Below are 14442 nucleotides of genomic sequence, written 5' to 3'. Positions count from 1 at the left end.
ATTGGAAACTTAAACAGCCACTTCTTGATAGGAACACGGATTTCAAATTTTATGAAGAGAGGAACGTAGCGGTGTTTACTACCCGACACGTTTTAGAAGGCAAACCTATTCTGTATGTTTACCACAATGACGATGGGGCATGGCAGTTTCATAGTGAGCAGGAGCCAGATCTTAAAGATTCAAAACTGGTTTGTCTGGAAGAAATAACTAAAATCGACCCCAGTGTGAATGAGCTTTACGACTTGTCTTTGGGGAAAAGCGCCTGGCGGGAATCAGCTAACGATCCCTGGGATTGGGAATAATATAAGGAAACAATATCTTAATAAGAAACAATTAACTATTCGGAAATTCCGAATAGTTAATTGCTCAAGCGATGTTTCAAATTATTAATTTCGGTTACCCACTCCTCAGCTCCCTCCCAGCATTCTTTCATTTCCGAATCGGTGGCGATCATATCAATACACTTAATTGCGAATTCTCTTAGCGTATTAGAGATTTGTTGTTGTTTTAATATCCCAATTACCGGCTCCAGATTATGAGCAACCTCATGGTAATCTGCTGGTATTTTACCGTCCAGGATACATATTACTTCTGCAGCGGCCACGGCCGGTTCATTAAAACTCGCGTTGTCAGGATTATCGATTGACGCCTGAAGTGTTTCTCTAATAAATTCAAGAGTTGGCGTTCTACTTAAGTCAATAACCCAATCTCCCGCTCCATCATTTCCGAAACTTCCTTCATTCCATGTTCCCATTTTTAAAATTTTTGTTATGTACTAATAGGTTTATGTTATTTCTTCAGTTTATTAATTTTTTTTAGTCTTTCGGTCCAAATTACATGTATCGCAGTTCCGATCCTCTCGAATTCGGCAATCGAGAATTCATCAGTTTTTGCATTATTGCACCAATAGCAACAAAGAGCCACATTGTCCTTTGTATACGGTAAAAAGGGATCTTTCCTATCTAATTCCATTGTCCTCCCCCTTGTAAGATGGCGCTTAGTCTTGATCCAGCCATGTTCTGCCAGTTTTTTAATTTCGGATTCAAGAACCTTACAATAGGTGCAAGACCGATCAATTTCATCAGCACCATAGAATTTAATGAATTCCTCTTTTGAAAAGAAATGCTGTTCCTGAAACACGTTCTCTAATGCAGACGTGTGCTGAGTATTTTTGTCATACCAATTCTTATACAATTTATCCAGCTCCCCAATTTTAATATGGGGATAATCAGGTACAGGAAGAGAGGAAACCATCTGGTGACAACGTGCGTATAAATCGTATAATTCCTTCCGAACAGAAAGCTTAATCAGTTCATCAATGTTGGGTTCTGGGATAGCCGGACTCTCTATGAAAAAATGAAACAAGCGAATATTAATAAAATTCTCAAAGGCCCGTTTTCGTATTTCACTATATTTCCTTTGGGCAATACTTGTTTGGGGCATACAATTATTTATGAGTAGCAAAACTAGCAAGTTGTTGCATATTTAGCAACAACTCAATTTGAATTAATAACGTTCTCCGTTATATTACCCTTGCACTTAAGATGACGACAAGCACCTGAGCAATATATCTGATGTAATTTCTCTTTTAAATGCGATCTAAATGCAATCCAATCGTTTTACAGTATATTTTATCAAAATAATCTGTTTTACAGTAGACCAAATTCGTTTTACAGTAAAATCGAACACCTGAAAAAGCTTGGTCAGGACTATCTAATGCATATTGGTTAAGCGTTCATGTTTATGTTTTTCTGGTGTTTACGAATCGTAAATACCAGAAAACATAAACAAACATAGAAATTCGGGAATTCCGAATTTCTTAGCTTCAATAGAAGTTCTTCCTCTCCCCAACCAGACACCGGAACTATTTCCAAAATGGAAATAGTTAACCGTTCGGAAATTCCGAACAGTTCATGCTAACTCTTAAAAATCTTCTGCTGCATATATCGATTAACATATTCATCCACCGAACAATCCGAACCATTCTCCAGCCCCTTCACCCAATCCAGTATCTCCGACTTCTTAAATTTCAACAGCTTCCCCATTCTAAAATGCGGAATCTCGCCCTTCGCACACTTGTTATAAATAGTATTAGCATCCAGCCGGAGAAAATCAGCCAATTCCTTTACAGACATAATATCACCACCGCCAATGGGTCTGCGCTTTTTTGTAACACTCTCCAGTAATTCAATCATTAACGATTTGATCTCCCGAATATCAGATTCCATACACAATAATCGTTGTTCTATTGAAGCCATAATCCTCAGTTTAAGTGATCATAAATAGCCTTGTTGGCGGCTTTGGCCCTTGTCACATCAGGCACCTGTTCATAGATTTGGGTTGTTTTCACATGTTTATGATTCAGCATCTTGCTGACTACATATATATCTTCTCCTTTCTCAATAAGGTCTGTAGCGTATTTATGCCGCCAGTTATGGAACTTGGCTTTGTCTTTCAATCCTACACTGGTAAACCATTCCTGCAGCTTTGTGCGTGTCCGGGAATAGTTAAGATCCGGAAATACAAGGCCGTCTTCCTCAGGTTTGGTTCCGAGGATGGCAAACGCTTGTTTGCTGATGTAATGCTTAAAAGACCGACCCGGCTTGGGATCAACAATATAGGCGTACCATGAATCCAACGGTGTAGAGTAGTGCAGGTCGCTCCATTTTAATATTTTAATGGCACTGAAACGGAAGCCTGTAAGCAGCGCAAAAATGGAAGATCTGAAAACCGTATCATCATCTATTGGGTTCTTAATTAATAACTTTAATTCCTCATCATCTAATATCTGGCGGTGAGTATCGATGTTACCGATCCGTTTTACGCGAATAGTATAATCCTCCGGAAGGAATCTATCCAGATAGGCTTCTTTCACAATGATTGTAAATTTATCATAGTAAGAAGCGGCTGTATTCTGCGCCAGCTTGCTATGCTTGGATTTAATGGAGTGAGTATTTAAAAGAAATTGCTTGAACTTCTGGAGGAAGATCTCATCAATATGCCTGAATTTACAATGGTCGCCCATCCATTTATGCAGATACTTAACGGCCGTTTCATAATGAGTGGTATCAACATTTTCCTGCTGTTTACTGCGGATGAAATTTTTTGCGTAGAGAAAGAAATCAGCATCCAGTGAATCTTTATTAAATAAACCATTTTCTTCCAGCATCAGGGCTTTCATTCGCTTGATGTAGATCTTCTCTGCTATCTCGCTATACAATTTGTTTTCTTGAACCTCCAATGGCGTAGCAGGATTGGCATGTACATACAGGTTCAGGAACTCCCGCCTGGTGAATCGCTTGTTATGCGGATTCCATACGGGCGGATAATAATCGATGTATAAGCTAAGCTTTCCGCCTTTCAGTTTCTTCTTACGCAACTTCCCTCTCATTTGTTCCCGAATTTGGTGATGATATAGTTCATAACTGTTTGCCGGTGAAAGAAAAGACTGCGGCCAATACGGAGCCGTGGAAACTCATTATCGCCTTTTATCAACCGGAACAAAGTACGCTGGCTTATCCGGGTGATAGCGGATAAGGTTTTAATATCGACGAGTTCACTGGGTTCCTGGGGCGGTAGTTGTATAGGAACATAAACAACCTGTGAGCCTAATGCTGATTGCAGCATCTTATCTTTGGTTTCAACATTAGAGTCTTCTACCTTCTTATTCTTTTGACGGAGTTTATAGTTGCGTCTTGCACATTCCAGGGAACAAAACTTGGTAACCGTCTTTTGGGCAACGAATATTTCATTACAATGTTCGCAGATCTTTCTTATTCTGATATTACTGCTCATGTGGAACTATTAAAAACAGAAATACGGGTTATAAGAGGTATGCCTATCCGGGTCGTCTATAATTTAAAAACTGCCTAATACTGTCAATTACTGCCATTATTTCTCCAAAATGGAAAATCCTGTACCTCTTTCTATACTATTCGAAAGGTACACTTTTGGGGGTCCAAAACCAAAAAAATCAGTGGAAAATATAAAAATTTGTTCGGCTAAAATCGTTTACTACATTGCGTTTGGAAAGAATATGAAAATAGAGAAAAGTATAAGAAAGCGCCTATTTCCCGATACAAAACTTATTGAAAATATAATCCAGCCTGTCTTCGTTCGTCACCTCTCCTGTAATCTCTCCCAGGTAATGCAGGCAAAGCCTGATATCCAGTGCCAGCAAATCTCCCGGCAATCCGTTATCCATTCCCTCCTTCACATCAGTCAGTGATTTCAGCACTTCCTGCAGAGCGGCATAATGCCTTGCATTGGTAACGATGGTATCTTCTGTGTTTACATCTCCGGCGATTACTTTATGTACGAGGGCATCTTTGAGATCCTGTATATGCGCATGATTTTTTGCGGAGATAAAAAGTATACCGGGTATGTCTGCAAACTTAGCACGGATAGCTGTTTCACCGGTAATATCCGTTTTATTACCTACCAGGAGATAGTTGATGTTATCAGCTTCAAATGCGCTGATCTGTTTACGTATATCCGTAGCCGATAGTTCATTCACATCAAACAGGTATACAACAACGCCCGCTTCTTTGATTTTCTCCATGGTCTTTTGTACGCCGATACTTTCGATGGTATCAAGACTTTCCCGTATACCGGCGGTATCGATAAGGCGGAAGAGGATGCCTTCTATGTTGAGGATTTCTTCGATGGTGTCGCGGGTGGTGCCGGCGATATCGCTTACAATGGCCCTGTTTTCGTTTAGGAGGGTATTAAGCAGGGTAGATTTGCCCGCGTTCGGTTTACCTACGATGGCGGTATTTACACCATTTTTAATAACGTTTCCCATGCGGAAAGAGTCGATCAGGTGTTGGAGTACGCCGGTAGCATTTGAAACAAGGGCATATAAACCCGTACGATCGGCGAATTCCACATCTTCCTGGCTGAAGTCCAGCTCGAGCTCAATAAGGGCAGAAAAGGTAATTAATTGCTCACGGAGGGCATGTAATTCTTTTGAGAACCCTCCGCGCATTTGCTGCATAGCTGTTTGGTGAGAGGCGGCAGAGTTGCTGGCAATCAGGTCGGCAACAGATTCTGCCTGGGTGAGGTCCAGTTTGCCGTTGAGGAACGCCCTTTGGGTAAACTCGCCCGGTTTGGCCAGGCGGGCGCCGGATCTGACGGTGGCATCAATGATCTGTTGCTGGATATAGGGAGATCCATGACAGGAAATTTCTATCACATCTTCCCCGGTATAAGAGCGGGGGCCTTTGTACAGGCTTACTACTACTTCGTCGATAATACGGCCTTCTGATACAATACTGCCGAAATGCAGGGTATGGCTGGCTTGTTGGGTAAGATCTTTGGCGGGAAACAGGCTATTACAGATCGGGTAGGCATCAGGTCCGCTCAGTCTTATTACCGCAATGGCGCCAAGTCCTGGTGCGGTAGCTACTGCTACAATGGTGTCATCAAATCCTGTTAGTTTACCCAGCATACCTGTTTAGTTTAAGAATATTCCCAAAGGGCACAAATTTACGCACAATCGTTGCGATCACCAAGTATCGGAAAAATCAAAGGTCCCGTTCCAACAATGTTGAAACGGGACCTTTGAAACTATGTTGATACAGTACTACTCCTGCAAAGTAAAGCGGATAGGGAGGTTGAACTGTACAGAAACCTGGCGGCCATTTTGCTTACCAGCTTTCCATTTAGGCATGGTTTTCACCACACGAACAGCTTCTTCTTCCAGGCCACCACCTTTTGCGGCACCTACTGTTTTAACGTCTTTAATGTTTCCTTCAGAGTCTACTACGAACTGAACGAATACTGTACCGGAGATACCGTTTTCCTGCGCAACGCGTGGGTAACGGATATTTTTGCTCAGGTACTTCGCCAGTGCTTCCTCACCACCTGGGAAGGTTGGAGGTTGCTCTACGAAGGTGAAGATTTCCTCTTTCGCAGGAGCAGCAGGAGCGGTTACTACACCGGTACCTTTACTATCTTCCAGCAATCCCGGATCAATACCGTTTGGATCACCTTCCACAGTTTTAGTACTGATGGCTTTGTCCTTAATATCCTCATGCTTAGGAGGTTCCTCATCCGGTGGTACTTCGTTATCTTTCTTAATAACCGGAGGAGTAAACTGAACTGACGGTTTTACCGGTGGCGGTGGTGCAGGCGGTGGAGGTGGCGGAGGTGGCGTCTTCGGATCATCCGGTAACTTCACATCCTCCATCTTAATTTCCTGGATCACCGGCTTCTTGAGGTTATCCCCCTCAGAAGCTCTAACCCACTGTGATATCATGTACGTTGCAAAGAATATTACAAACAATGACGCGGTTCCCAAAATGGCATTCCGCACACGCTTATTATACTGTCTCCGCAAATCGTACGCCCCATAATCCTTATTCCTGCCGTCAAACAGGATATCAAGAAAATCGGACTTTAAGACTTTAGCAGAATCCATTGTTGTTGTTTTATGATGGATGCAAAAAAATAATTAATTCCACAAAACTATTTAGCAGGTGGCGTTGGAGTAGAAGAAACACCGTTAGCTGCTTCTGTAGACTGTATCCATTTTTTATCCTGGTCACTGATGTCTACGGTTGCATAACGCTGAATTCTATTGATCGCCATTTCGTCAAGGATGTCAACGAAATTCTTATAATTAGCCTGATCATCGGCTTTTATAATTACCACAACGTCTTCTGGTTCACCTTTTGCATTTCTCAGCCTGGCAACTTCGTCCCTTTTCTTAATGATCTCATCTCTGATTCCTCCGGTGTTGGCAAAAGATGTTGCCTTGAAGAAGTCAGGATTAGCAGACGCATTAGGGTCTTGTGCCAAACCTTCGTAATAATAAACACGATTATCTTTTCCGAGTAAAATGGTCAGGGCCGTACTTTCTTTTACTTTGTTCTGGTCCTTTTCATTTTCGGTATCCTTTGGCATGATCAAGTCCATTGTTTTGGGCTTGGACATGGTAGTGGTAAGCATGAAGAAGGTAATCAAGAGAAAACCTAAATCCACCATGGGCGTCATATCTACACGGGTCGACTGTTTCTTGGATTTCGTCCCACCGTGTTTCTTCCCTTTCCCACCACTACTACTGGTATCCATTTCTGCCATAGTAGCCAATTTTTTTTAGTTCTTAAATCAACAGCCTTCCAGGTCAGGAAGCATTTGCTGTCGTTTACTTCTTTTTGCCACCGGCCTGTTGTTCTTCCCAGGCAGCAGTACCTTTCGGTGCTTCTTCCAGGTTAGTAACCAGGTTCAGTTTCTGGATCTTTTTCTTCTTAAAAGTATCCAGGATTTCTTTGATCTTAGGATAAGGTGTCTGGTTATCCGCCTTGATACAATACTTCACTTTATTGAGGTTTGTACCCTGTGCTGCATTACCATAATCAATCCACGCTCCTAATTCACCGTTGGCAGAATCTGTAGGAATTCCTTTATCCAGGCCAGCAGTTTTACGCTGTTCCTCGCTGAGAGACAGGTATTGCTTCAGGTCTTTGATTTGTGCTCCCACACTGGCTCCAACTACAAAGTTTCTCATTTCTTTTTCGTCGAGACCCAGTTTGTACTGCGTATTCAGATCTTCTATCAGCTTTCTTCTTTTCGGCTGGCCATCCATGCTGAAAAACACTCTACCATCCTTATCTACTGTGAATAACAACACATCAGAATCAGGCAAAAGGGTAGTGTTTATAGAGGATGGGGTAACTACCGTTACCGGCTCATCCGGCTTGAACTTAGTTGCCAGCATAAAGAAAGTTAATAGCAGGAATGCCACATCACACATCGCTGTCATGTCGATGTTGGTGCTTTTCCTTGGCATTTTAACTTTAGGCATCTTTACTCTTTTTTATGGTTTACTTTAATATAGATTCAAAACCTCCCAAATTCCATACAAATAATCTCAGATTATTTGTGGTTAGCTGCGAAGCTCTGTGTTAAAGTAAAGCCAGATTCGTCAATAGCGTAAGTGATGCTATCGATATTGGTAGTAAAGTAGTTATACATGATGATCGCAACAGCAGAAGTACCGATACCCAGAGCGGTATTGATCAACGCCTCAGAGATACCACCTGCCAGCTGTGCAGAGTCTGGTGCACCACCAGTTGACATCGCTGCGAACGCACGGATCATACCCAATACTGTACCGAACAGACCTAACAGGGTAGCTACGGAAGCAATGGTAGACAGGAACACCAGGTTCTTTTCCATCATCGGCAGTTCCAGTGCAGTTGTTTCTTCAATTTCATTTTTAATGGTCAGAATCTTCTGCTCTGTATCCAGCTCAGTGTTGGTAACCATTTCTTTGTACTTTTTCAGACCAGCTTTCAGTACGTTACCCACAGAACCTTTTTGTTTGTCACACTCAGCCAGTGCTGCATCTATATTGCGGTTAGCCAGGTGATACTGTACTTTACGTACCAGCTCAGAACCGCTGAATTTACCTTTCGCTTTTGACAGGTAAAGGAAACGCTCGATTACGAAGGTCAGACAAACCAGTAATACGGAGATCAGGATTGGTACTATCAAACCACCCTTGTACACAGTACCAAACCATTTACCAATACCAGAATCAACTGGATGACTCTCTGGGTTATTACCCGCAAAGTTGGCTGGGTTACCTAATACAAAAAAGTAAAACAGAAAACCTATCACTAAGCAGATAGGCACAGCCAACGTTGCGAACAGGTTGGATGACTTTTTAGGTTGATGAGAAGAAGCCTTAGCTGTAGCTGCAGTCACAGTTGTTTTAGTCTCAGCCATGTTGATTGAAATTTTAGTGTTAAAAATTAAACTATTGTTTGTTAGAAGTTACTAATTACGATTTACTATGGAATGCCCTTCAGCACTCAATTTACTGTTTTAATCAGTGATTCGCAAAGTTATAAGGTTGGTCCAAAAAAACAAGTGCAGCCCAAAAAAACCCACAAAAATTAACTTTCACACGTAAAAGCCCCATCACAGGGCTTTTAGACCACTCGTTTTTTTTAGAGCAAACACTTACATAAGCGATTAAACCAATATTGCAGTTTTCACAACCGATTGTTACTGTCCCAATTCTTGAAATAGTTTGATTTTTTTCAAAGTTGGACGCACAATTTAAGAAAAAATTCAAATGTTCCAACAGAAATCTTACAATTCTGCCGACTTATTTCTTTCCGCGCCAGTCAACACTTTCAGCCGAAGCTAATAGCATTTAGCAATACTTCGTCGATTATTTCAACCCCGCATATCTCGAAATTCAGCAGCAAAGCGGGCATCAAGTTCTTCTCTCCCAACTTCGCCATATGAAATTATTATCTGCTATAATAATAAATACTTACATAAAAAAGTTGTTCCCGCAACTAATGTTTTAACGTCTACCCGACAATTTTACTCCTTTTTTTCCATTCCTACAGCCATTGCTGCGCTTATGGATTTTCCTGATAAGTTAATACTTAATATACTTACTTGCAAAGGTTTTTAAAAAAACATAACACGTAATCAAGAACCAATTATTTAAACCGCAATGAGCAAACCATCTCACAACAAACTGATAATAGCCATGGCAGGCGCACTCTGTCTGGGTACTGCAGTTTTTCACCCTGCGGAAGCACAACGGAAAAAACATTCCCGCAATGCAACGCCAACTACTCCTGCACCCGCTAAAGATTCAACCGGGAAGCCTCCCATGATCAAACCAGGCCCTAAACAAGGCCCTAAACCTTTTGCCGAAGTTATTACGGATAAAGCTAAATCTGATTCAGGACTGTTTAACATCTACAAACTGGATGACCGCTTTTTCTTCGAAATTCCCGATACCCTGCTTGGCAGAGATGTACTCGTGGTAAACAGAATATCCAAATCGGCCGCAGGTTTACGCGCTATGATGATGGGATTCAGCGGTGATATCATTAACGAAAATGTGATCCGCTTTGAAAAAGGCCCCAACAATCGCATCTTCCTGAAAAATATCTCCTATTCAGAAGTTTCAAAAGATTCAACACAGCCGATGTTCACATCTGTGAGGAATTCTAACCTGCAACCAATCGTTGCTGCCTTTGACGTGAAAGCAATGTCGAAAAACGATAAGGGCAGCGTCATCGATATGACTGAATTTATCGGCGGTGATAACGATATCCTGTTCTTCGACGGACAAGTAAAGAACATGCTGAAGCTCGGTGGCGTTCAACCAGATAAATCTTATATCTCCGATGTAAAATCTTATCCGTTAAACACCGAGATCAAAACCGTTAAGACATATAGCAAAAGCGGCGGCCCCGCCGGCCCGGGTATGCCCCCCGCTGCAGGTGGTAACGCTACCGTTGAACTAAACAGCTCTATGGTATTACTCCCTGCGGTACCTATGCAGCCACGCTACTTCGATCCGCGTGTAGGATATTTCACCACCAGCGTTACCGACTTTGATGCAGACCCGCAAGGTGTAAAGAAACTCCAGATGATCACCCGCTGGCGCCTGGAGCCCAAACCGGAAGACATGGAAAAATACAAACGGGGAGAACTGGTGGAACCGGTAAAACCTATCGTATTTTACATCGATCCTGCCACCCCGGAAAAATGGCGCAAATACCTCATCATGGGCGTGAACGACTGGCAGAAAGCATTTGAAGAAGCCGGTTTCAAAAACGCCATCATCGCCAAAATGGCGCCTACCCCGCAGGAAGATTCTACCTGGTCGATCGAAGACGCCCGCTTCTCTGCCATCGTGTATAAACCTTCCGATGTACCCAATGCCAGCGGCCCTCACGTACATGATCCCCGCTCCGGTGAAATCATCGAGAGCCATATCAACTGGTACCACAACGTAATGCGTTTGCTGCGTAACTGGTACTTCGTACAAGCTTCTCCCAATGATCCGCGTGCCCGCAACATGCAGTTCAGTGATGAGCTGATGGGTGAACTGATCCGTTTCGTTTCTTCTCACGAAGTAGGACATACCCTGGGCCTGCGCCATAACTTCGGCTCCAGCTCTGCTTATCCCGTTGAAAAACTGCGTGATAAAGAATGGGTGAAGAAAAATGGACATGCAGCCTCCATTATGGATTACGCACGCTTTAACTATGTAGCTCAGCCTGGCGATGGTATTACCGGTGCAGACCTTTATCCAAGAATCAACTACTACGATAAATGGGCCATTGAATGGGGATACAAGCTATTACCGCAGGCCCAATCACCAGAAGCAGAAACACCTATCCTGAACAAATGGACAGTGGAAAAGCTGAAGGATAAGAAATTCTGGTTTGGTACGGAATCCAACCCGGATGATCCAAGATCACAGAATGAGGACCTGGGCGATAATGCCATGATTGCAAGCGCCTATGGTATTAAAAACCTCCAGTATATCATGCCTAACCTCCTGAGCTGGACAAAAGTGAATAACGAAGGATATGGCAACCTGTCTGAATTATACAAGGAAGTAGCCGGACAATTCAGTCGTTACATGGGTCATGTGGCCAAAAACGTAGGCGGCATTTACGAAACACCTAAAACAGTAGAACAGGCCGGCCCTGTATATGAATACGTGTCTAAAGCCACCCAGAAAGAAGCCATCCAGTTCCTGAACAAACAGCTCTTCACCACACCTAAATGGCTGATAAACCAGGATTTACTGGGCCGCTTTGGTGGCGATGGCGTTTCCCTGATCAGCTCACGCCAGGAACCCGTGCTCGACAGATTAATGAGTACCAACACCCTTAATAAACTGGTTAGCAGTGAAGCTGCTGCCGGTGCGCAGGCCTATCCTGCTACCGAAATGCTGAACGACCTGAAGAAATCCATCTTCTCCGAAATATATGCACATCAGCCGGTAGATGTTTATCGCAGGAACCTGCAGCGCGCTTATGTGGACAACCTTACAGAACTGGTAGCTCCCGCCGCGCCGGCCAACCCGATGGCTATGTATGGCTACACGCCGGCCAATCCATCTAAATCAGATGCCGCCGGAATTGGCCGTGCCCAGCTGATTGCACTGAGAACAGAACTCCGCGCATCAACAGGCGGTGATACAATGACCCGTAACCATGTACAGGACCTGATTGCCCGTATCAACAATGCACTGGATCCTAAGTAACAATAAGGCATACACGAAAACAGGGCGCCCTTTCCGTTGATATCGGAAAGGGCGCTTTCGTTGGTGTCTCCCCCAAAGCTTACTAATTCTTCCGGAAAATGCTTAATATCGCTACATTATTTACTCACGAAGCCTCAAAAAGTGAAAGATCGTACTAACAAAATAACGATTTACGATATTGCCCAGCAGCTGAACCTGTCGGCATCTACTGTTTCCCGTGCGTTGCAAAACAATCCGTTGATTAACATGGAAACACGGGAAAAGGTACAGCAAACAGCTACGGAAATGGGCTATGTCCCAAACTGGATCGCTTCCAGTTTGCGTAAAAAACGGTCAAATATCCTCGGCCTGATTGTTCCCCGCACATCGATGTACTTTCAAAGTACGGCTATCAGTGGTATTCAGCATGAAGCCCATAAATACGGGTTCAGTATTGTAATTGGCCAATCGGATGAAACTGTGGCAATGGAAAAAGAACTGGTACATACCTTTTACTCCCTTCGCGTAGATGGTTTGCTGGCAGTCGCTTCCATGTTCACTACCAACTTTGACCACTTCAACCCGTTTATTAAAAACAATATCCCGCTGGTATTTTATGATCGCGTACCCACCGATTTCCAGGGCTATACGATTACTGGTGACGATTTCAAAGGTGGCTTTCTGGCTACCGAACACCTGATAAAACAGGGTTGTAAGCGCATTGCCCATTTTTCGGGGCTGCTTAGCTGTAATCTTTATCAACAACGGCTGTCAGGTTATAAAGAAGCATTGGCCCAGTATAACATCCCTTTTGACGAACAACTCGTATATATTCATGACCTGACGATGGATTCCGCAACCGTTGCAGCGCAACAACTGTTCGATGCGCAAAAGATGCCCGACGGAATGTTCGCTGCCAACGATAGTTCGGCCGTAGCCTTCATACGCGAGGCCAGGAACCGGAATATTGCCGTACCGCAGCAAATAAAAGTGGTGGGCTATTCCAACGACCTGTCTTCCCGGATTATCTCCCCTTCGCTCACCACTATTGAGCAATCGGGCTATAATATGGGGCAGAAAGCTGTAGAAACAATTGTTCAGCTAATTAATCACGACGAAACTGTGAAAGTGACCAAAAACTACGTTTTCCCGGTAGAATTGATAAAAAGGGAATCAACCGCTTTGTAAATAATACGACCAATTATTATTGTTTAACCGTAACCTGCAACTTTATGAAATTTTCTTTCTATACTGCTTTATTATGTTCAGTGGTTATTGGCATAACCTCCTGTAACAGGCATATTTATGTGCCTAACCAGGTGAACGCGCCTATGTTAAAAGAACAATTCGAGTTTAAAGGCAGCGTCACACCTACTAATCTGCAGACTGCTTTTGCCGTTACTGATAATATTGGCATTATGGCGAATGGGCAGTATTTATATGGCTTCAATTATTTAGATCCTACCAACGACAATAATTCGAATAATAATGATCTCCTGGTATCCAGTCGCACCCGGGGAGGGTTGGTAGAAGGCGCTGTTGGCTTCTTTAAACCTTTTGGCTCCAGCAAAAAAATGGTGTTTGATGTATACGCCGGTTATGGAGGAGGAGGTTTTAAGACATTAACGCGTAATTACAATTCCAATGATGGTACTAACGCGAACGATTATATGATAAAGAATCGTTTCAGTAAAGTATTTGTTCAACCGAGCATTGGATTTGTAAATCATATTGTTGAAACGATTTTCACCAGCCGTTTCTCTATGGTTAATTTCTATGACAGCCGCCTGGGTGTAAAAGCATTTGAAGGTGATGATGCCGGTAAGGCTGACTTTATGCGGATCAACGAAAAGCCCGTAGCATTTTATGAGCCGGCTTTCACGGTACGTGTGGGGTATAAGTATGTGAAATTCCAGTCACAGTTGCAGTTTTCCGTTCCGTTGAACAGCGATGGTTTTAATGATTATAATTATGATAATATCAATCAGTATTTTCAGCAGGTAACATTTACAATGGGAGTTGCTGTGGACCTGGCGCATTGGTATGATCATGTAAGAAGGAGGTAATCTCTTTTTTATTTTGTGAGACGATTATTGATATGTTGTTGATGATATAAAATAAAAAAGCCTTAGTGTGCAATACACGAAGGCTTTTTTATAATAAGTATGGCAGCTACCTACTCTCCCGCATGATAGTGCAGTACCATCGGCCATGGGGGGCTTAACTTCTCTGTTCGGAATGGGAAGAGGTGAACACCCGCGGCAAAACCACCATAAGATCTTTTGTATGATGAAAGTCCGGCAAGGACTTGTAAATCGTCAATGAACTATTTGAGTATACTATTCTAATCACTACCGTATTTGTGAGCATGCTACAACTGGCAGTTACGAAAAAGAAAAAGCCTTAGTGCATTTGCACCAAGG

13 protein-coding genes, 1 rRNA gene and 1 pseudogene are annotated in these 14442 nt (G+C 42.9%); 4 read left to right on the top strand and 11 right to left on the bottom strand.

What is annotated here, in order from left to right; genetic code table 11:
- A pseudogene (locus KE626_RS34270) lies at positions 1 to 302 on the top strand (DUF4262 domain-containing protein); the annotation flags it as partial.
- Between the two features lie 56 nt (positions 303 to 358).
- Here the strand turns inward: KE626_RS34270 and KE626_RS34265 are convergent.
- From KE626_RS34265 to KE626_RS34220, 10 genes are all read right to left on the bottom strand, one after another.
- Positions 359 to 754 (bottom strand): DUF4259 domain-containing protein, encoded by a 396-nt coding sequence (locus KE626_RS34265; protein ID WP_211977630.1) that lies wholly within the window; start codon positions 752 to 754, stop codon positions 359 to 361.
- A gap of 35 nt (positions 755 to 789) precedes the next feature.
- A complete protein-coding gene (locus KE626_RS34260) occupies positions 790 to 1443 on the bottom strand; it encodes a hypothetical protein (protein ID WP_211977628.1) in 654 nt (217 codons plus the stop codon).
- Between the two features lie 473 nt (positions 1444 to 1916).
- On the bottom strand, positions 1917 to 2228 hold the full coding sequence (locus KE626_RS34255; RefSeq protein WP_211977626.1) for a helix-turn-helix domain-containing protein: 312 nt from the start codon (positions 2226 to 2228) through the stop codon (positions 1917 to 1919).
- A 35-nt stretch (positions 2229 to 2263) separates the two neighbouring features.
- On the bottom strand, positions 2264 to 3391 hold the full coding sequence (locus tag KE626_RS34250) for a tyrosine-type recombinase/integrase (protein WP_211977624.1): 1128 nt from the start codon (positions 3389 to 3391) through the stop codon (positions 2264 to 2266).
- Positions 3388 to 3795: a helix-turn-helix domain-containing protein gene (locus KE626_RS34245; RefSeq protein ID WP_211977622.1), complete on the bottom strand. Its 408-nt coding sequence runs from the start codon at positions 3793 to 3795 to the stop codon at positions 3388 to 3390. Before KE626_RS34245 ends, KE626_RS34250 begins: the two co-directional genes overlap by 4 nt.
- Before the next feature lie 271 nt (positions 3796 to 4066).
- Positions 4067 to 5449, bottom strand: coding sequence for a tRNA uridine-5-carboxymethylaminomethyl(34) synthesis GTPase MnmE (mnmE, locus tag KE626_RS34240; RefSeq protein WP_211977620.1), 1383 nt, complete (start codon positions 5447 to 5449; stop codon positions 4067 to 4069).
- A gap of 135 nt (positions 5450 to 5584) precedes the next feature.
- Entirely contained in the window at positions 5585 to 6421 is an 837-nt protein-coding gene (locus KE626_RS34235) for an energy transducer TonB (RefSeq protein WP_211977618.1), read from the bottom strand.
- 47 nt (positions 6422 to 6468) lie between these two features.
- Positions 6469 to 7083 (bottom strand): ExbD/TolR family protein, encoded by a 615-nt coding sequence (locus KE626_RS34230; protein WP_211977617.1) that lies wholly within the window; start codon positions 7081 to 7083, stop codon positions 6469 to 6471.
- Between the two features lie 64 nt (positions 7084 to 7147).
- Positions 7148 to 7807 carry an ExbD/TolR family protein gene (locus tag KE626_RS34225; protein ID WP_211977615.1) on the bottom strand — a complete coding sequence of 220 codons (660 nt, stop codon included), beginning with the start codon at positions 7805 to 7807 and terminating at the stop codon, positions 7148 to 7150.
- Between the two features lie 71 nt (positions 7808 to 7878).
- Positions 7879 to 8733 carry a MotA/TolQ/ExbB proton channel family protein gene (locus KE626_RS34220; protein ID WP_211977613.1) on the bottom strand — a complete coding sequence of 285 codons (855 nt, stop codon included), beginning with the start codon at positions 8731 to 8733 and terminating at the stop codon, positions 7879 to 7881.
- 745 nt (positions 8734 to 9478) lie between these two features.
- Between KE626_RS34220 and KE626_RS34215 the strand changes: the two genes are divergently transcribed.
- The 3 genes from KE626_RS34215 (at position 9479) to KE626_RS34205 (ending at position 14085) form a co-directional block, all read left to right on the top strand.
- Entirely contained in the window at positions 9479 to 12040 is a 2562-nt protein-coding gene (locus KE626_RS34215; RefSeq protein WP_249207903.1) for a zinc-dependent metalloprotease, read from the top strand.
- Positions 12041 to 12181: 141 nt separating this feature from the next.
- The gene (locus KE626_RS34210; protein WP_211977611.1) at positions 12182 to 13207 is read left to right on the top strand and encodes a LacI family DNA-binding transcriptional regulator; all 1026 of its coding nucleotides are present in this window, start codon (positions 12182 to 12184) and stop codon (positions 13205 to 13207) included.
- Positions 13208 to 13251: 44 nt separating this feature from the next.
- Positions 13252 to 14085, top strand: a complete 834-nt coding sequence (locus tag KE626_RS34205) for a hypothetical protein (protein ID WP_211977609.1) — start codon at positions 13252 to 13254, stop codon at positions 14083 to 14085.
- A gap of 97 nt (positions 14086 to 14182) precedes the next feature.
- Here the strand turns inward: KE626_RS34205 and rrf are convergent.
- A 5S ribosomal RNA gene (rrf, locus tag KE626_RS34200) occupies positions 14183 to 14294 on the bottom strand.
- Positions 14295 to 14442 lie beyond the last annotated feature (148 nt).

Origin of the sequence: Chitinophaga hostae (assembly GCF_018224885.1) — a bacterium.
Classification (GTDB): domain Bacteria; phylum Bacteroidota; class Bacteroidia; order Chitinophagales; family Chitinophagaceae; genus Chitinophaga; species Chitinophaga hostae.
This window is presented reverse-complemented; position numbering and strand designations above follow the sequence as displayed.

Excerpts from the sequence above, each read along its gene's own strand:
- KE626_RS34265 (WP_211977630.1), bottom strand. The coding sequence starts at position 754 with ATGGGAACATGGAATGAAGGAAGTTTCGGAAATGATGGAGCGGGAGAT.
- KE626_RS34260 (WP_211977628.1), bottom strand. The coding sequence starts at position 1,443 with ATGCCCCAAACAAGTATTGCCCAAAGGAAATATAGTGAAATACGAAAA.
- KE626_RS34255 (WP_211977626.1), bottom strand. The coding sequence starts at position 2,228 with ATGGAATCTGATATTCGGGAGATCAAATCGTTAATGATTGAATTACTG.
- KE626_RS34250 (WP_211977624.1), bottom strand. The coding sequence starts at position 3,391 with ATGAGAGGGAAGTTGCGTAAGAAGAAACTGAAAGGCGGAAAGCTTAGC.
- KE626_RS34245 (WP_211977622.1), bottom strand. The coding sequence starts at position 3,795 with ATGAGCAGTAATATCAGAATAAGAAAGATCTGCGAACATTGTAATGAA.
- mnmE (WP_211977620.1), bottom strand. The coding sequence starts at position 5,449 with ATGCTGGGTAAACTAACAGGATTTGATGACACCATTGTAGCAGTAGCT.
- KE626_RS34235 (WP_211977618.1), bottom strand. The coding sequence starts at position 6,421 with ATGGATTCTGCTAAAGTCTTAAAGTCCGATTTTCTTGATATCCTGTTT.
- KE626_RS34230 (WP_211977617.1), bottom strand. The coding sequence starts at position 7,083 with ATGGCAGAAATGGATACCAGTAGTAGTGGTGGGAAAGGGAAGAAACAC.
- KE626_RS34225 (WP_211977615.1), bottom strand. The coding sequence starts at position 7,807 with ATGCCTAAAGTTAAAATGCCAAGGAAAAGCACCAACATCGACATGACA.
- KE626_RS34220 (WP_211977613.1), bottom strand. The coding sequence starts at position 8,733 with ATGGCTGAGACTAAAACAACTGTGACTGCAGCTACAGCTAAGGCTTCT.
- KE626_RS34215 (WP_249207903.1), top strand. The coding sequence starts at position 9,479 with ATGAGCAAACCATCTCACAACAAACTGATAATAGCCATGGCAGGCGCA.
- KE626_RS34205 (WP_211977609.1), top strand. The coding sequence starts at position 13,252 with ATGAAATTTTCTTTCTATACTGCTTTATTATGTTCAGTGGTTATTGGC.